The organism is Brucella sp. RRSP16, from assembly GCF_052246815.1.
In the GTDB taxonomy this organism is placed as follows: Bacteria; Pseudomonadota; Alphaproteobacteria; order Rhizobiales; family Rhizobiaceae; genus Brucella; species Brucella intermedia.
In genome coordinates this window covers 21,661-38,214 of record NZ_JBQQAM010000016.1, presented here as the reverse complement: position 1 = coordinate 38,214, position 16,554 = coordinate 21,661, and the positions used below count along the sequence as shown (strand labels likewise).

Genomic DNA, 16,554 nt, shown 5'->3' with positions numbered 1-16,554 from the left:
AAACGGAAAATCAAGTGAAACGTCTACGCAAACAAACTCGCATCGATGTTCTCGATGCTCAGAAGCGCTCGTCCTCTGGAAAACTCGGGCGTATGATCTATCTCGGCCTGGTCTTCGTTTTTCTGGGTTCGCTCGCTTATTACCTCATCGGCAACATGTTCGTCCTGTCTATCGATGGCACTGTCCTGAAAGAGCGCTACCTGGTTAGCGCCAACTATCCAGGCAAGGTGACAGAGGTTTTTGTCAAGGAAGGTGATGTAGTGCAGGCCGGTACGCAGCTTGCGCGCATTGAGTCATTCGAGATGATTCAGGAACTCGCCAATATCGCCTTCCGGGACAGCGATCTCGCTATCCGTGAAGGGCAGCTTCAAGGCAAACTCGACTCCATCACTGCTGTATTCCCTCTGGCTGAGCGCACCGCACGCGAAACGAAAGGCACTTCGAGCCAGTTCGATACCGTTTCAGGGAAAGGCATCGTGTCTTCGCTTGCCAAGGACGACGCACTTCGCAACAGCCTGCAAGCCGCTGAACGTGTTGCCCAACTGCAAAGCGAAAAGGCAGCTACGGAAAACGAACTGAAGCTCCTTCAGCAATCGCGTGCCATCTATCGTCAGGCGATGGACAAACTGAATGGGATTTATGATCAGGGTTTCCTGCGCGCCAGCATGGCAGGAACCGTGGGTGCCAAGGTGCCGCTTCCAGGCCAGGTGGTGAAGTTCAGTGACGAGCTTATGCAGATCAATGGCGGAGAATCCTATATTCTCGCATACCTGCCGGATGAATATCTGTTCAATGTCCGCAAAGGCATGACGGTGAATGTTTCCGGTGGAGCACAGTCTGCCAAGGGTAAAATCGAAACTATATTGACCGTTGCCGATGCCCTGCCCGCGGAGTTCCAGAACATGTTCCGTCCACGTGACCGGTCTCGGTTGATCCGCATCGCGCTTGCGAATGAAAACCCCTTCGCAGTATCCCAGAAAGTAACCATTTCCGGCTGCGCTTTTGGCTATTGCTGGGCCAATTAGCGGCTACAATCTACCGCTTTCCATAGCAACCGTGTCTGCGCGATGGGTTCGTTCGCCTAGGCGCGGTTACTAAAGCATTTCCAGCTTCGGACAGATTATACCCACCCTTCTGGCCTGGCGTCGCAACATAAGTGGCTAGATTGATAGGCAACAAGGATTTTGCGTACCACCGTTCGAATAACGTCGAACACTGCTCTTCTCGGAGTTTCATTCCGGGTTCGATCTGACCGCTGACGATGGCGCGCCAGATTACATTTTTGCTTCTATCCTCCACAACAATGTGTTGTAGCCTCTAACTCGCCAAAACTTCTGAGCGTCTCCATCATATATGTTTCTGGCATCATGAACGCTGGCGAATCAACGTACTATTGACACCCCGTCAGGATCGATTTCGATATTTCCGCGGAGACTGTGGGATTACGGCGCTTTCTGAAGCGATGGAGCTCTCTTCAATTCCGTTTGCCCTCCTTCACTTACGGATAGTATTCATCGAAAGCAGTTATCCCACATCATATTAAGTCGGGCAACGAGGGCAGCACCGGATCAATCATAAGTCCACTCGTAAGATCACCTGCCCTACAACGCCACGAAGTGCTCCGGCGATACCTCGCGATATTCACGCAAAGGCACGACAAAATCCGCAGGACGAATAGGGCTCTTGAGTTCTCCCCCTTCGCTTGAAAGCCTGGTCTTGCGTCGGTCAGGGTCAGGGACCGGAACCGCCGCCATCAGCTTGCGTGTGTAGTCGTGTTGGGGGTTTTCAAAGACCGACGACCTCGGCCCTATTTCTACGATCTCGCCCAGATACATTACCGCTACGCGATGGCTTACACGCTCCACAACGGCCATATCATGCGAGATGAACAGGAACGCCAGATCAAGGCTCTCCTGAAGATCCAGCATGAGGTTGATGACCTGAGCCTTGATCGAGACATCCAGCGCCGACACACTTTCATCGGCAACGATAACCTTGGGCTTCAGGGCAAGCGCGCGGGCGATACAGATGCGCTGTCTTTGCCCGCCGGAAAATTCATGCGGGTAGCGCTTCGCCATATCCGGCGTCAGGCCGACCTTTTCCAGCATGTCTGCGACAACATTCTTCGCATCCCTTGCGCTTCCCAACCGGTGTTCAATGTAAGGTTCCGCAATAGCGGCTCCCACCGTCATACGCGGGTTCAACGACGCGTAAGGATCCTGAAAGATCATCTGAACAGTTCGGCGCATCTCGCGCATGGACTGCCTGCCGAGGCTGAGGATATTCTGGCCTTCCACCAGAACCTCACCAGAGTCCGGTTCGGTCAATCGCATGATGGCGCGCCCGGTCGTCGATTTCCCGCAACCGCTTTCGCCGACCAGCGAAAGGGTTTCCCCCTTGCGCAGAGTGAAAGACACGTTTTCCACCGCATGGACACGCCCGCTCAGGCGAGACATGAAGCCTGAATAAATCTCGAAGCGTTTTGTCAGACCTTTCACTTCCAACACCGGAACATCGATGTTGTCGACGGTATCCGCCACCTCGGCCGGCTTTTCCGCGAGCCCGGTCGCATCGTCTACTATCGGAAACCGTAGAGGACGTTGATAGCCCTGCATCGAACCCAGTACAGGAACCGCCGACAAAAGTGCTCGCGTATAGGGATGTTTGCTTTGCCTGAAAATATCGGCCGTCTGTCCTGTCTCAACCTGCTTTCCGCGAAACATGACAACAGTACGATCCGATATTTCGGCCACCACGCCCATATCATGCGTGATGAAAAGAACCGAAGTGCCCTCTTCTTCCTGCAACGTTTTGATAAGATCGAGGATTTGGCCTTGAATGGTTACATCCAGTGCCGTGGTCGGTTCGTCGGCGATCAGCAATTTGGGTCTCGATGCCAGAGCCATTGCAATCATGACGCGCTGACGCATACCGCCCGAAAAACGATGCGGATATTCATCGAAGCGGGACGCGGCGGACGGAATGCGGACCTTTTCCAGCAAGCGGACCGTCTCAGCACGCGCGTCTGCCTTCGACATTTGCGAATGGCAGAGCAATGCTTCGGAAATCTGGTCGCCGATTGTGAAGAGCGGATTGAGGCTTGTCATCGGCTCCTGAAAGATCATGGCAATTTCGTTGCCGCGAATGCGGCGCATTTCATTTTCCGAGAGCGTCAGAAGCTCCCGACTGGCCAAGCTTATACTGCCTTCGATGCGGCTCGTATCCTTCTGCAGAAGACGCATGATCGACAGCGAAGTAACACTCTTGCCCGAGCCGGATTCGCCGACGATTGCGACGGTTTCTCCCGGATGAACGTCGAAGGAAACATCATCGACAACCGGTTTCCATGCGCCGTCGACCAGAAAGGAGGTAGTTAGTCCTCGAACGGATAAAACAGGTTCGTGTTTTCCAACCGTCGCAAATTTCCCAGACGTCATAATGTTCCTCCGCGTTACTCAGCCTCTGCCGGCCATCAATCCGGCCAGCGCAGCAAGCCATCGAAGCGATGTCTGCTTCGGTCCTCAAAGGGGGTAGCGATAATCTCGTTCGATGCCCGGGCTCTGTCGAGTTCCTCACCCAAACGTCGAGCCACGACAGTCTCCTGCCCGGGATGCAGATTGCATGGGTCGAGATAGAAATAGTTGTGCTCTACCTCATGGTCACGGGTTATGATCGGTGGATTCCCACGCGCAAGAGCGGTTGCCAGATCCCAAGCCGTGATGTGCGCATCGGGTGCAGACACAATCACACGCAGGCGGTCGAGCGGATTGTTCGTCGGATCTGGTTCGATCAGAGCCGTGACACCGGGGCGGCCGTCCAGCGTTCTCTTCCACAGTTCCAGATATCCCGTTTCCCGTTCGCGAATCCCGGCATGGTCACGCTTTTCCCATGCTTCCAGTGCAGCCATGACGCCGTAAATGCTCTCTTTGCCAACTTTCATGCCGCGCCCAATGCCGAGATTTTGCAGGAAAGCATGGCGAACGAGTTCCTTCTTGCCTGCGACAATCCCCGAGGTTGGGCCGCCAAGAAACTTGTGTCCCGAATAGATTGCAATATCTGCGCCCTTTTCCAGAAAGAGCTTCAGGTCATATTCGGATGCAGCATCCACGATCACCGGCACGCCCCTGGCGTGCGCGATCTCGACAAACTCGCTTAGATGCAGAAGGCCATAGTCCACAACGTGGTGCGATACGACATAAACCGCCGCAGCGGTCTTTTCGGTAATCGCATTCTCCATGTGATAGCGATGGGTTGATGTCGCCTGTCCGATCAGGACGACCTTGCCTCCTGCAAGCCGGATTGCCTGATCGACCGGAGCGCCGTAACTGACCACGTGACCGGTCTGCACCAGAACTTCGTTCTTTTCCGGCATCGTATCCGGCAGCCTTTCAATCGCGAGAAGGTTGTTGCCTGTCATGGTTCCGGCAACAGCAAGTGTAATGCCTGACGAGCACGACGCCGTGACGAAGCCAGCTTCGCCGCCTGTCAACCGTGCAATCACTTCGCTTGCCTTGCGCTGGAGATCATTGACCTCAACGAACTGGGGCAAGATCGCTGCCATCGCTTCTATTGCCTCAGGCACTACGATGGATGCGCCAAGCGATGTCATCGTGCCGGAAACATTGATGACCGGTCGAAGCCCGATCTTGCGGCGGATATCATCGGTCATGTCAATTCTCCCATTTCTTTCGCTGTCTCCGGCATCGACATATATGCCATAATAATGTAATAACTTCTCGAATTTCACACGGAGCAACTGAGTTGAGCGTATCGTCAACCGCTATTTCCGCCGAAACGTCCCCTGCAGACGATATCGAAACCAAGTCGACACGCCGCTCGCGTGTCAGCGGCATCGACCGTGCGTTGCAGGTGATTGACTATCTTTATGAGACCGGCGCTCCAGCTGGTCCCTATGCGATTGCCAAGGCGATCAAGGCGCCTCTGTCGACGGTCTATGTGACCATCGATGATCTCGTTGAGAAAAACATGCTCGCCCGCAACGCGGACGGTGCGATCTGGCTCGGTGCGCGGCTCTATTATTACGGTCTTGCTTACGCGCGGTCGCTTGATTTCATGAGCGTCGCCACGCACGAAATGCATGATCTCTGCCGCGAAGCGAACGAAGCGGTGCAGCTGTGCGGCCGGGATGGAGACCATATGCTTGTTCTGGCCATGGCAGACGGACCAAGCCCGTTTCAGGTTGCCTCGCGTGTCGGCACAAGAGTACCTTTGAACTGGACTGCATCCGGTCGGCTTCTGGTCGGGCATTTGGCTGAAAATGAACGGATCGAGCTTTTCAAGCGTTGCGCCCGGACTTCTCCGACCGGTCGGGCCGAAATCGACGCCACGAGTCTCTCGGAGGCTGCGGCGAGAGCTTTCGATGAGCGGCTCTCGATCCAGATTGCGGAATCCGACTATGCCGTTGCCTGCATTGCTTCCCCGATCTGCGACCGCGATGGACAATGCGTTGCGACAATCTCCATCGTGCTTCCTGAACAGAAAGTGCTTTCCGACGAAAGCCGCTACACCAGTCAGGTGCGCGCTTCGGCGGCGAAGATCGAAAAGCTGATGGGCTGGCGCAATCATTGACGCTTTCCTAGTCTTTCAGAGCGACGATCGCTTCGATTTCAACCGTGATATTGCCCGGCAAGGAACCGAAGCCGACGGCTGAACGCGCATGTTGACCGGCTGCACCAAACACTTCGATGAAAAGATCGGAGCAGCCGTTGATGACATTGGGGTGTAGCTCGAAGTCCGGCACGGCGTTGACCATACCCAACAGCTTCACGACACGCTTTACACGGGAAAGGTCGCCAAGCGCTTCGTGCATGACGGCCAGCAAATTGATACCGGTGAGACGGGCATCCTGATAGGCCTGATCCACGCCGATGTCGCCGCCGACCTTACCTGCCCGCAAATGTCCGCTCTCTTCCCTTGGCCCTTGCCCGGAAAGATAGAGGATGTTGCCTTCCCGAACGTGCGTGACAAAATTCGCGATGGGCGGGGGCGGTGGCGGCAAGGTTATGCCTAGTGAAGCTAGGCGCTCATAGGGTGAGTATCGTACTTCGGTCGTTTGGGGAGAATGAGACACGAATTTTCCTCATCATTTCGTCACGGGACGTTCCCGTAAAATTCAATGCGACGCTGCCAGTTTCAGCGCCACGAATAGCCGTGGCTGTGGCGAACGAGTTTGCGCGCACGCGGCACATAGCGGCTGGCCGTAATCGCCTCAGCACCAATGACTGCGTAGCGGGGCTCAAAAAGCCTGTTCAGCCGAGACACATCACCATTGGAATCCGTCGCTTCCAAGTCGGCATCAACCAGATCGAAGATCGTGAAATCGGCACGTTGCCCAACAGAAAGCCGGTTTTCCATCGAGAGCTTGATCACCGATGCCGGGTTATGCGTGACGGCTTCGATGACATTTTCAAACGGCATGTTGACCGACAGCAATTTGGACATTGTTGTCGCCAGATCCCAGACAGGAAAGTTCATCGAATGTCCGTGCAGGTCTGTCGAGATCGAGAATGGAAGGAGTCCCCGTTCAATTGCCGCCTCCGCGACCTTGAAGGAGAAGGACGCCCCGCCGTGGCCGATATCCAGCCGGATGCCCTCGCCTGCGCAGCGTTCCGCGAGGTTGAACAAGTCTTCGTCTTCCATGATGCTGGAGCCGGACTTGCCATTGAAGCAATGCGTCACCACATCGCCGGGCCCGAGAATTTCAAGAACTTCATCATAGAGCGCGGGCGGCTCGCCCACATGCACCATCATGGGCACTTTCAGTATCTTCGCGATCTTCTTGCCAAGCTTGACTGGCGTAACGCCCCACGACCCGGTTATGACGTGGCTGGCCCGGACCTTGATCCCCACGATATGCTCGCTATTGGCGGCGTAGCATTCGAGAATACGGTCGAGATCAATATCTTTGATATCGCGCAATTCCGGAACCCGGTTGCAGGCGACAAGGCCGATTGAACCAAGATTGAGGAAGGCTTTGATCCGTTCCCTGGCAGGTTCGATGATATACTCCCGGAAGCCGTGAAAATTGGCCTCCCCCGCCGAACCGGCATCGACGAGTGTCGTCACCCCTCTTTCAGCGCCGCATTCGGAAGGGCGTATCGAGATATCCGTACCACCATGCCAGATATGAACATGCAGATCGACCCAACCCGGCGAAATCCAGCCTCCCTTGCCATCGATCCGCTCCACCTCTGCCGGTGCGTTCAACGACTTGCCGATGGCGCTGATATTGCCGTCCTTCCCGACGAGAATATCGGTCGTCGCATCTGAATGTTCACCGAAAGCTACCGGTCTGACATTGGTGATGAGAAGCGGCTTCGCCTGTTCACCGGAAATCATATTACAAATCCCTTCGCAGTCTTGGATCGAGCATGTCGCGTAGTCCGTCGCCAACCATCTGAAGCGAGAGGACGGAAAGAATGATGGCGAAGCCGGGGAAGTAGGTCATCCAGTCGGCTTGGCCTATATATTGGCGTCCCGCGGCAATCATGGTTCCCCAGGTCGGAATCTCGGGGCTTACGCCGAGACCAAGGAAGGAGAGCCCCGCTTCGGCGAGCATTGCGCTCGCAAAGAGGAAAGTGCACTGCACGATGATGGGCGAGATCAGATTTCTCAGCACGTGCCGCGTCATGATGTGGAATGTCGAGATTCCAAGCGATTGAGCCGCTTCGACATAAGGCAATTCACGGATCACCAGCGTCGAGGCGCGCACGATGCGCGCCAGCCTCGGTGAGTAGACAACTGACAGGGCAACGATGACCGTCGCCAGCGATGGGCCGAGCGCAGCGACCAGCGCGATGGCCAGCAGAATGTCGGGGAACGCCATCATCGCGTCGATCAGGCGAGCGATGGGAGTATCCAGACGCTGAAAGAAGCCTGCGAGCAATCCGAGTGTCACTCCCATGATCGCTGACAGGACGACAACAGCCGCGCCCACCATAAGTGACAGCCGTCCGGCATAGATCGTACGAGAAAAGACGTCACGCCCGAACTCATCCGTGCCGAACCAGAACATTTCGCTCGGCGGCTTTAGACGGTTGACGATGGATAGCTTCGACGGTGAGTAAGGTGCGATCCAGGGCGCCAGCAGCGCGAGGATGGCAAAGACCGCAAGCACGATAATGCCAGCCGCCACTGTCTTGCGTTTGAACAGCCGACGGACAAACAAAGCGCGTTCCGAGGGTACTTTTTGCGTAGTCGTAACCAGATCGGCCATCAGTAGCGAACCCTCGGATCTACGAACAGATAGAGCATGTCGATGATGAAATTGATCAAGACATAGAGCCCCGCGATGACGAGCAGCGCGCCCTGGATTACCGGATAATCCCGACGCAGGACTGCAGACACGACAAGATTGCCAACCCCCGGCAGGCCGAACACCGTTTCGGTCACCACGGCGCCGGAGATCAGGACGGCTGCGGTGAGACCAATCACGGTCAGGATCGGGATCAGCGCGTTCTTCAAGGCATGCTTCATGATCACACGCCGCTCGATCAGGCCCTTTGCGCGCGCCGTGCGGATGTAATCGTCACCAAGAACATCAAGCATTGAGGCACGTGTGAAGCGCAGGATCAGGGCGGAGGAAACCAGCCCCAGCGCGATGGCTGGCAGGATCAGATGGTACATTCGATCCGTGAAGCTCGAACCCGGCCCGCCATAGCCGGACACCGGAAACAGGTTCAGCCGGACCGCGAAAAACTGCATGAGGATAAGGCCGAGCCAGAAGCTCGGTATGCTCGCTGCGAGCATGGCAACCGTTGTTGCAGCCTGATCCACAAAGGAGCCACGCCTATAAGCCGCATAAACTCCGACCGGCAGAGCAATGATGCATGCAATCAGAAGCGAAAGAACTGTCAGAAAGAACGTTGGCTCGGCTCTGTCGAGCAATGCTGCGCCAACTGGCATGTTGAGGAATATCGACTGGCCGAGATCGCCCTTCAGCAGCTGACCTATGTAGTAAAAGTACTGAATGACCAGCGACTGATCCAGACCAAGCCGGGCGCGCAGATCGGCAATGTCCTGCGCAGATGCATCTGGTCCAAGCATGACGGCGGCAGGATCGCCGGGCGTCACCCGGACAATCACGAACACGATCGTCACGACCAGAAACATGACGACCGCCATGCCGACAAACCGCTGAAGGATGTAGCGCACCATGCGATCAGATTCTCCAGATTGAACATTTCAGCAAATGCCGACCGGACGGACGGCATTTGCATTGCCGGGAGTTACTTCTTCAACGAAGCATTCCAGAAGTAAGGCCACGGCGCTGGCTCAACGCCCTCCAGCTTGGTGGACATCGCCGCGACAGCATTGAAGTCGCCGATCTTGATCAGGGGCAGTTCGTCATAGATGGTCTTCTGAACGTCTGCCCACAGCGCAATGCGCTTGTCCGGATTGGATTCCGACGTGAAAACATCGACTACGGTTTTACGCGCTGGCGTGTCCCACCAGCCCGGCGAACTGGTCGACAGAGACCCCATCAAAGCAGGTTCGGGCAGGAAAGGGCTGTGCGTTATGTAGATATCCCAGAGCTTGGGATCAGCACGGCGCTGCGTCAGAGTCGCCCAATCGACAACCTGCAAATCCACGTTGAAACCGGCAAGCTTGAGATATTCGGCGGCCACCTGCGCCATCTTGTAATGGAACTCATATTGGCGGCTGGTCAGAATGCGCAGCGGCTCTCCATTGTAGCCGGCAGCCTTCAATTCTTCGGCTGCAGCTTCCGGCTGGGCCACGTTATAATTGCCTTCCACACCCGCGTCCGTATTCCAGACGAAATTGGAAGGATAGAAGGCGCCGTCTAACGCGTAGAATTCCGTACTGCCGAACGCAGCCGCAAGCATGTCTTCCATACTCAATGCGTGTGTTACAGCCTTTCGCACCGGCAATTTCGACGCCACCCCTTCCTTGGTGTTGAAAACAAAGACAGGATAGCCGAAGGGCTTCAGAAGCAATGGCTGGGAAGCTGTCGAAGACTTGATCTTGTCAAAGGATTCGACCGGAATGGAATCGACATAATCATATTGTCCGGAAACCGCGGCCTCGACACGAGTGTTGGCGTCCGGGACCGATACGAAGCGGATTTCGTCAAGATATTGATGACGCGCGCCGCCATAACCGTCGCTCTCGCCCTCGCGCGACTTGTAACCGTCGAAACGCACGAGCTGAATATACTGATCTGCCTTTCGCTCCTTGAGCATATAGGGACCGGTGCCGATAAATTCGTTCATCGGCTCAGCCTGCTTTTCCGAGGGTATGATGATCGCCGCAGAATTGTTGAAGGCAAGCAGTGAGGTCAGTGGCGCATGTGGCTGCTTAAGCGTTATCGTCACCGTAGCCGGATCGGTCGCCGCTATATTTTCAATAAAGACCGATGCCTGTTTTCCCCGCGAAGCAAGCTTTGTCCAGCGCTCCAGCGACGCAACCACGTCTTCCGACGTCATGTCGCTACCGTCATGGAACTTGATGCCGGAACGGAGCTTGATCGTATAGGTTTTTCCGTCCGCGCTGATTTCGGGCAAACTTTCTGCCAATAATGGCGTCGGCTTCCATTCCTTGTCGAAGGTGTAGAGAGTTTCGAAGATATGCTGCGTGACGATCCCCACCAGATCAGCGGTGGAAACCATCGGATCGAGCGTCGGCGGCTCGCCGATTGTCGCGACATTGATAACGCCGCCTTTATCCTGCGCCAGTGAAGCACCGGGACTCAAGAGCATCGCAGATGCCAGAAGGAGTGCTAGTTTGATCCGCAAGGCAAAACCCCCATTTTTGAATTGTTCCACAATTATGTTATATAAGCTTTTATAAAAGAATATCGGAGAACGTGGAGGTGTCAATCCATCAAAGGTCATCGACCGGAAATCTTCCGTCGAAAACGATGACGAACTCTTTCTGTGTGCTGCTTAGAGATTTTGAGATATCCGCGCCAAGGCTCCATCGATGAGATGTGCACCCTGATCCACGCATAGACCAAGGTTGTCTCAATGCGAGATGGGCGACAATTGACGAACGAGCCGCAACAGCAAACACTTACCATGGAGGAAAAAATGAACCGAAACATCGCCCCGTTGGCGCGCTACTCGTCGTCGGAGTAGCCTCCTGTATTATCTGGTGGCAGGACATGGCCAGTGAAGGAAGGCTGGCTTCGCCACCAGAGCAATCGACGCAGCCGCAACGGGACGAAACAAAGATCATCACGATCGCGGATGGGACGCGTGGTGAAAAGAGGTCTATGAACACCAGCGCAGACGGGCCATCTCAGGGCGACCTGTTCGTCTTCGATCAACCTTTGATGGATCAGTACCGGCGCGATGTAGGCACCAATAGCGGTTACTGCGTGACGACCAAGAGCGGTGTTCACGGACAGTGCCAATGGACACTGAAATTCGATGCCGGAAGCATCGTGGTAGCAGGACAAGAGGCTGAAAACGGAAAATCGGCGCTTGCCGTCATCGGAACCACCGGAAAATTCTCCGGCTTTCTGGGCGAAATGTCGTCAGAACCCAACGGTGATGGGACATTCACTCAGGAACTTACCTTGTTTCGCCCATAGGAAACCAAAGGCGCGAAGTTCCAGCCGCAGCATGTGTAGGGTTTGCCATCTCAATTTGATGGGTCGTCACCAGACAAAAGCGCTCAGCAGAACTGTGATAGAGTTCACAACCTCATCAAGTGGATGAGCAAATCATGGATGGAGCCTTCGCATCATCCCTCTCCGAACCCACCGCTCGCGTTATGCAGGACAGACAGTGATCAATTTCACTCCTTACGAAGCCTACCTTATCATCTTTGGCTATTTCGGCTGGCCCTTGACAGGTTTGCTCGCAATCGTGTCTGCCGGGCTCGGCTATCGGGCGGTTCCTCGCGGCTGGCGAATCCTCTTTTTCATGGTCGCGGCGATGCTCGCCTTTCCGATTGTCGCCGTATGGCTCCTCCGGTTTGAGTGACCGCTCGGGGAGGATCGGGAGCGCGGCAAGACCCAAAGTGGTTGGAGAACGGGAATTAGCGGCGTAACTTCGATGACTTGTGGAAACCTCAAAGGCTGCTCAATTGGAAACGCAGCGTTGCCCCGTGTTCCTTTGTTCAGCACCAGACAGTCCTCTGGAACAAGCTTCGATATCCTCTGCGACAACTCATCCCTGAAGGCACCCGAGGAACCTTTGGTATCCAAGCGGCACTTGGCCAAAATCGCTTGGTATCGTGCTTGCAATGCCTACCCAGCTGCGCGGCGCGCCCGGTAGTAAACGCCAATAGATTACAACGAAACCCTCCACGCCGTTATCGCTTGGTGAAGTCGTTCTTCTATTTAGGCTCCAGTGTTGCTTTGGGGACCAGCAAGCTGATTTCGAGACCAGTCGAGGTCCAGTTCCGTTGAACCCTGGCGTTGAGAGCGCCCGAGAGCGCGGCCTCCAACCGGGTTCCAAACCCTTCAACATTGGGTTCTTCGGGGTGATCCTGTACGGTTTCCGACCAGAGCAATTCAAACGTATCTTCGGTTTCAAGGGCAGTTACAGAAAGGTTGCCCCCAGGCGCTGAAAGCGCCCCATGCTTGGCCGCATTGGTCGCGAACTCGTGGAGCAACAACGAAAGACTGCTCAGCTGCTTTCCGGAAACCGCGGGATTGGCGCCAGTAACGGTTATATTCTGGTGATCATAATGTTCGAGTATTGTCTGCAGAAGCGCGTGGAGAGAGATGGACGCCGCTCCAACTTCTTCCCAGTCGGGCATTGTTAGTGCGTGGGCTCTTGCAAGTGAAGAAAGTCTGGACTGCAAATGCTGACGCAATTCCTCGGCGGTTTTCACTTCCCGCCCGCTCAAGGAAACAATCGCGTTTGCCAGTGCAAAAAGGTTCTTGATCCGGTGATTCATTTCGCCCATCAGGAGGCGTTGTTGTTCCTGAGCCCGACGCCGTTCGGTGATATCCCTGGCTATTTTGGATGCGCCAATAATTTTGCCTCCTGCATCCCGGATCGGAGAGATGGTTAGGGAGATATCAAAAAGCGTTCCGTCTTTTTTCTTTCGGACGGTTTCGAAATGATCCACGCGGTTACCCGCGCGAATCTGGGCCAAAATCGCCGGCTCCTCTTGCAGGCGATCATCCGGGATAAGGATGGTGATCGGCTTTCCCACAATTTCATCAGGTTCGTATCCGAATAGTCGCTGGGCTCCCCTGTTCCAGGTTTTAACGTTACCATTCAGGTCCTTGCTGATTATCGCGTCATCAGAACCGTCAATGATGGCCGCCAGCCAGTCACGTGGATCGAGTTCGGCATCATAGAAACTCGTTTGCCACGCATATGACCCGGAATAAGAATGCGAAGGTAACACCACCCCGCCCTGCTGATCCATATTTTCGTCATTCATCGGCGTCACCTGAAGTTTGAACGGAATGCTCTAATTTAATACAATAGAGCCACGAGAGTCACTTTTTAGCTAGGACCCAACCTGCTTCGCCCACCCTATAACTTGGTCTTATAACTTGCTCTGGCCGCGCTTGCTATCGCAGAAGGCTTCTCGGCTAAACTTCGCAGTATGGTTCCATCATTTTGAACATATCCATTACCGGTTAAGCGTCTTTCCCGGTGCAATCGAGGTTGGTGGGTGTGAAGCTCAGTCCTTAAAATCATTGAAAATCCGGCGCCGGGGCATTATGCGAAAGCAATCTTCCATATTTTTTCGTGGCAGAGACGTAATGAAATTTTGTTTGCCGGGCGTGGCAGGTAATCTGTTGCGCCGGGCTGACACCCGCATCGGAGGAGAGCCAGAATGGATTTTACCCTGACACGCCGTCAGACATTGATGGGGCTTGGTGCACTGGGCATCAGCACGGCTTTCGGCTCCCCTGCCCGCGCCGCGACGCGCAATCTGGCGGTGCTCCATCTGGCGAGCCATGCGCCGAGCTATATCGCCCATGAGCGCGGTTATTTCAAAGACGCCGGTCTCGATATCGAGCTGAAATTCTTCGAGGCCGCCCAACCCATGGCGGTCGCCATCGCGTCCGGCGACGCCGATTTCGGTGTGACTGCGATGAGCGGCGGGCTTATCAGCCTGGCCGACAAAGGCGCGATCAAGGTCATCGGCGGTGCGCTTGCGGAAGAAAAAGGCATCACCGGCAATGTTATTCTGGCCTCCAACAAGGCTTATGAAGGCGGGCTGACGGAGCCATCCAAGCTGGCCGGACACAGTTTCGGCATCACCACGGCGGGTTCATCATTCCATTTCATGGCGCACAAGATCGCCAAGGCCAATAATATTCCGCTTTCAGAAATCCAGCTCCGTCCGCTACAGAAACTTGGTGCCTTGGTAGGCGCCCTGTCAACCGGGCAGATCGATTCCTGGGCGATCCAGCCCAATATCGCGAAAAAGCTCATTCGCGAAGGCGCTGCCAAACAGATCGGCCTCGTTTCCGACTACGCTCCGGATTATCAGGTCACTACAGCATTCACGTCTACCAAGAATGCGAGCGACGAGCGCGCCATGACGGAAGCTTTCTTGAAAGCCTACTCCCGGGCAATCGACGATTATAATGCGGCTTTCGTCGACAACACGGCGGATGATGCGGCGCGCGACGACATCGCAAAAATCGTGCACAAATATGTCGAAAGCGACAGCCCGTTCGAGACGGCAAAACAAAACCTGATCGATGGCGCTATGCGCATCAACAAGGGGCTGGCCCTCTCGCTCAACAGCTGTATGGAGCAACTGGATTGGTTCCGCTCCGAGGGCATGGTCAAGGAAGACGTCACGCAGGAAAAACTTTTCGACACATCCTACGTCAAGACGATCTAAGTATGGCTAAACTTAAATCTTCCGTGCCCGGCTGGCTTGCCGGGCACAAGCCGTAACAGGCGTCCCAAGCCGGGATGTTGTCGTCGGCGAGCGTACTTTCCGACTGGAGTTGAAATGGATCTGCAGCTTAAGAACGTCAGCCATTTTTATGGTCCGGTCGAAGTTCTGAACGATATTTCGCTCACCATCCCGCAAGGGCAGATAGTCTGCCTGATCGGACCGTCGGGCTGCGGAAAATCCACGCTCCTGCGATTTCTCGGCGGGCTTGAAAACCCCTCCTCCGGTGAGGTGCTGCAAATTGGGTCGCCGCCAAAGGATTCGCTCAATCCCCTCACTTATGTCTTTCAGCATTTTGCTCTGCTGCCGTGGCGCACCGTGGAAGGAAATATCAAGCTGGTGCTTGAGGATCACGGACTTGGTCGAGCTGAAATGGATAGGATTGTCACCAATGTTCTGGAGCGCACCCGGCTGTTGGATTTCCGGCAGGCATTGCCGAAGCAGCTTTCGGGCGGCATGCGCCAGCGCGTGGCGATTGCGCGTGCCTTGTCGGTCCGCCCTGCCGTCATGCTTATGGACGAACCCTTGTCGGCGCTGGACAGCCAGACGCGGGAACTGCTGATGGACGATCTGATTGCGCTGTGGACACGTCAACCGTTCACATCGGTCTATGTCACGCACAATCTCAACGAGGCTGTTCGGCTTGGTCATCGGGTCGTGGTGTTGTCGCGAAGGCCCGGAAAGATCAGGGAAATTGTCGATATCGATATTCCCCTTTCCGAGCGTCATCTTGGCGACCCCGTTCTTGAAGAAAAGCAGAGAGAGCTCTGGGAGTTGATGCGGGCGGAGGCGCAGGCTGCGGATCAGGAATTGATTAATGGTTGAGATCGCGGAAATGAAGCAGCCCCGCCCGGATGTTCGCCCGGTCCCTTTCCGGGGGGGCGGTTTTGCGCCCCAGCCGGTGCGCCATATGGCCCTGATCCTGTTTGCGGCACTGCTGGCGCTCGCGGAAATCGGAACCCGTAGCGGCTTCATATCCAACCTGACATTGCCCCGTCCATCCGCCGTGCTGGAAACCTTCGTCCAGCTCTGGCGAACCGGCCTCCTGTGGCAACACCTGTTGCCATCACTAAGGCGGCTGGTCATTGGTGCCAGCCTCGGTATCGCAGTCGGCGTCGGTCTCGGCGTGATGATCGGCCTGTTCAGTTATGTTCGGGCAGGTCTGGTGCCGCTCGTCGCAGCCCTTTTCCCGATTCCCAAGATCGCGCTCTTGCCGCTTTTCGTCATTTGGTTCGGCATCGACGAAATGTCGAAATATATGCTCATCGCTTTTGGCACCTTTACGCCAACGGTCGTCGCCACCTACGGCGCGGTCGACAATGTGGATCGGTCGCTCGTACGCATGGGGCAGAGTTTCGGTCTCGGCTGGTGGTCCATCGTTCGCAAGATCATCCTGCCGGGCGCGTTTCCTGCAATCCTGTCCGGATTGCGGGTCTCGATCTCCATCGGCATCATTCTGCTGGTCGCAGCCGAAATGCTCGGCGCCCAGTTCGGCGTCGGTTCCTATATCCTTGAAGCAGGCTCGCTCTACGACCTTGAAAAGCTGTTTGCTGGGGTCACAATCCTCTCGGTGATGGGCCTGATCGTCAATTTCATCATCGGGCAGATCGAGAAACGTTTCCTGACCTGGCGCGGCTGATCGCAACAATATTTCGCCTGAGCTTCTTTTTGTCGATAGTTTGAAAC

The 16,554-nt window shown here is 55.4% G+C and carries 15 protein-coding genes; 7 read left to right on the top strand and 8 right to left on the bottom strand.

All coding sequences use genetic code 11. From position 1 onward, the window contains the following. Positions 1-14: 14 nt before the first annotated feature. The gene (locus tag ACS5UA_RS20355; RefSeq protein ID WP_112702264.1) at positions 15-1,025 is read left to right on the top strand and encodes an HlyD family secretion protein; all 1,011 of its coding nucleotides are present in this window, start codon (positions 15-17) and stop codon (positions 1,023-1,025) included. Positions 1,026-1,601: 576 nt separating this feature from the next. Here ACS5UA_RS20355 and ACS5UA_RS20350 read toward each other — a convergent pair. Together ACS5UA_RS20350 and ACS5UA_RS20345 are read right to left on the bottom strand one after the other, a co-directional pair. Continuing rightward, a complete protein-coding gene (locus ACS5UA_RS20350; RefSeq protein WP_112702263.1) occupies positions 1,602-3,437 on the bottom strand; it encodes an ABC transporter ATP-binding protein in 1,836 nt (611 codons plus the stop codon). Between the two features lie 35 nt (positions 3,438-3,472). Then, positions 3,473-4,669: an aminotransferase class V-fold PLP-dependent enzyme gene (locus tag ACS5UA_RS20345; protein ID WP_112702262.1), complete on the bottom strand. Its 1,197-nt coding sequence runs from the start codon at positions 4,667-4,669 to the stop codon at positions 3,473-3,475. Positions 4,670-4,761: 92 nt separating this feature from the next. Here ACS5UA_RS20345 and ACS5UA_RS20340 point away from each other — a divergent pair, with 92 nt between their 5' ends. Beyond that, on the top strand, positions 4,762-5,589 hold the full coding sequence (locus ACS5UA_RS20340; protein ID WP_112702261.1) for an IclR family transcriptional regulator: 828 nt from the start codon (positions 4,762-4,764) through the stop codon (positions 5,587-5,589). Positions 5,590-5,596: 7 nt separating this feature from the next. Here ACS5UA_RS20340 and ACS5UA_RS20335 read toward each other — a convergent pair whose 3' ends face one another. The 5 genes from ACS5UA_RS20335 to ACS5UA_RS20315 all read right to left on the bottom strand — a co-directional run bounded on the left by ACS5UA_RS20335 (position 5,597) and on the right by ACS5UA_RS20315 (position 10,739). Beyond that, on the bottom strand, positions 5,597-6,091 hold the full coding sequence (locus ACS5UA_RS20335) for a RidA family protein (RefSeq protein ID WP_031347365.1): 495 nt from the start codon (positions 6,089-6,091) through the stop codon (positions 5,597-5,599). A gap of 62 nt (positions 6,092-6,153) precedes the next feature. Then, the gene (locus ACS5UA_RS20330) at positions 6,154-7,359 is read right to left on the bottom strand and encodes an amidohydrolase/deacetylase family metallohydrolase (protein WP_021588411.1); all 1,206 of its coding nucleotides are present in this window, start codon (positions 7,357-7,359) and stop codon (positions 6,154-6,156) included. 1 nt (position 7,360) lies between these two features. Further along, positions 7,361-8,236 (bottom strand): ABC transporter permease, encoded by an 876-nt coding sequence (locus ACS5UA_RS20325; protein ID WP_112702260.1) that lies wholly within the window; start codon positions 8,234-8,236, stop codon positions 7,361-7,363. Then, positions 8,236-9,177 carry an ABC transporter permease gene (locus ACS5UA_RS20320; protein WP_162718882.1) on the bottom strand — a complete coding sequence of 314 codons (942 nt, stop codon included), beginning with the start codon at positions 9,175-9,177 and terminating at the stop codon, positions 8,236-8,238. The genes ACS5UA_RS20325 and ACS5UA_RS20320 overlap by 1 nt, the downstream gene beginning before the upstream one ends. Before the next feature lie 71 nt (positions 9,178-9,248). Further along, the gene (locus tag ACS5UA_RS20315) at positions 9,249-10,739 is read right to left on the bottom strand and encodes an ABC transporter substrate-binding protein (RefSeq protein ID WP_420703426.1); all 1,491 of its coding nucleotides are present in this window, start codon (positions 10,737-10,739) and stop codon (positions 9,249-9,251) included. A 404-nt stretch (positions 10,740-11,143) separates the two neighbouring features. On the opposite strand from ACS5UA_RS20315, the gene ACS5UA_RS20310 reads away from it, so the two are divergent. Together ACS5UA_RS20310 and ACS5UA_RS20305 are read left to right on the top strand one after the other, a co-directional pair. After that, complete coding sequence (locus ACS5UA_RS20310) at positions 11,144-11,575, top strand: allene oxide cyclase barrel-like domain-containing protein (protein WP_112702259.1); 432 nt, start codon at positions 11,144-11,146, stop codon at positions 11,573-11,575. Between the two features lie 196 nt (positions 11,576-11,771). Further along, entirely contained in the window at positions 11,772-11,969 is a 198-nt protein-coding gene (locus tag ACS5UA_RS20305; RefSeq protein ID WP_112702258.1) for a hypothetical protein, read from the top strand. Positions 11,970-12,324: 355 nt separating this feature from the next. On the opposite strand, the gene ACS5UA_RS20300 is transcribed toward ACS5UA_RS20305, so the two are convergent. After that, on the bottom strand, positions 12,325-13,386 hold the full coding sequence (locus ACS5UA_RS20300; RefSeq protein ID WP_273772848.1) for a PAS domain S-box protein: 1,062 nt from the start codon (positions 13,384-13,386) through the stop codon (positions 12,325-12,327). Positions 13,387-13,788: 402 nt separating this feature from the next. Here ACS5UA_RS20300 and ACS5UA_RS20295 point away from each other — a divergent pair, with 402 nt between their 5' ends. The 3 genes from ACS5UA_RS20295 (at position 13,789) to ACS5UA_RS20285 (ending at position 16,507) form a co-directional block, all read left to right on the top strand. Then, on the top strand, positions 13,789-14,811 hold the full coding sequence (locus ACS5UA_RS20295; protein WP_112702256.1) for an ABC transporter substrate-binding protein: 1,023 nt from the start codon (positions 13,789-13,791) through the stop codon (positions 14,809-14,811). 114 nt (positions 14,812-14,925) lie between these two features. Then, positions 14,926-15,693, top strand: a complete 768-nt coding sequence (locus ACS5UA_RS20290; RefSeq protein WP_112702255.1) for an ABC transporter ATP-binding protein — start codon at positions 14,926-14,928, stop codon at positions 15,691-15,693. After that, complete coding sequence (locus tag ACS5UA_RS20285; protein WP_112702254.1) at positions 15,686-16,507, top strand: ABC transporter permease; 822 nt, start codon at positions 15,686-15,688, stop codon at positions 16,505-16,507. Before ACS5UA_RS20290 ends, ACS5UA_RS20285 begins: the two co-directional genes overlap by 8 nt. Positions 16,508-16,554 lie beyond the last annotated feature (47 nt).

Bases quoted from the DNA above. Each gene is read 5' to 3' on its own strand.
- ACS5UA_RS20350 (WP_112702263.1), bottom strand. From the start codon at position 3,437: ATGACGTCTGGGAAATTTGCGACGGTTGGAAAACACGAACCTGTTTTA.
- ACS5UA_RS20345 (WP_112702262.1), bottom strand. From the start codon at position 4,669: ATGACCGATGATATCCGCCGCAAGATCGGGCTTCGACCGGTCATCAAT.
- ACS5UA_RS20330 (WP_021588411.1), bottom strand. From the start codon at position 7,359: ATGATTTCCGGTGAACAGGCGAAGCCGCTTCTCATCACCAATGTCAGA.
- ACS5UA_RS20325 (WP_112702260.1), bottom strand. From the start codon at position 8,236: ATGGCCGATCTGGTTACGACTACGCAAAAAGTACCCTCGGAACGCGCT.
- ACS5UA_RS20320 (WP_162718882.1), bottom strand. From the start codon at position 9,177: ATGGTGCGCTACATCCTTCAGCGGTTTGTCGGCATGGCGGTCGTCATG.
- ACS5UA_RS20315 (WP_420703426.1), bottom strand. From the start codon at position 10,739: ATGCTCTTGAGTCCCGGTGCTTCACTGGCGCAGGATAAAGGCGGCGTT.
- ACS5UA_RS20310 (WP_112702259.1), top strand. From the start codon at position 11,144: ATGGCCAGTGAAGGAAGGCTGGCTTCGCCACCAGAGCAATCGACGCAG.
- ACS5UA_RS20300 (WP_273772848.1), bottom strand. From the start codon at position 13,386: ATGAATGACGAAAATATGGATCAGCAGGGCGGGGTGGTGTTACCTTCG.
- ACS5UA_RS20295 (WP_112702256.1), top strand. From the start codon at position 13,789: ATGGATTTTACCCTGACACGCCGTCAGACATTGATGGGGCTTGGTGCA.
- ACS5UA_RS20290 (WP_112702255.1), top strand. From the start codon at position 14,926: ATGGATCTGCAGCTTAAGAACGTCAGCCATTTTTATGGTCCGGTCGAA.
- ACS5UA_RS20285 (WP_112702254.1), top strand. From the start codon at position 15,686: ATGGTTGAGATCGCGGAAATGAAGCAGCCCCGCCCGGATGTTCGCCCG.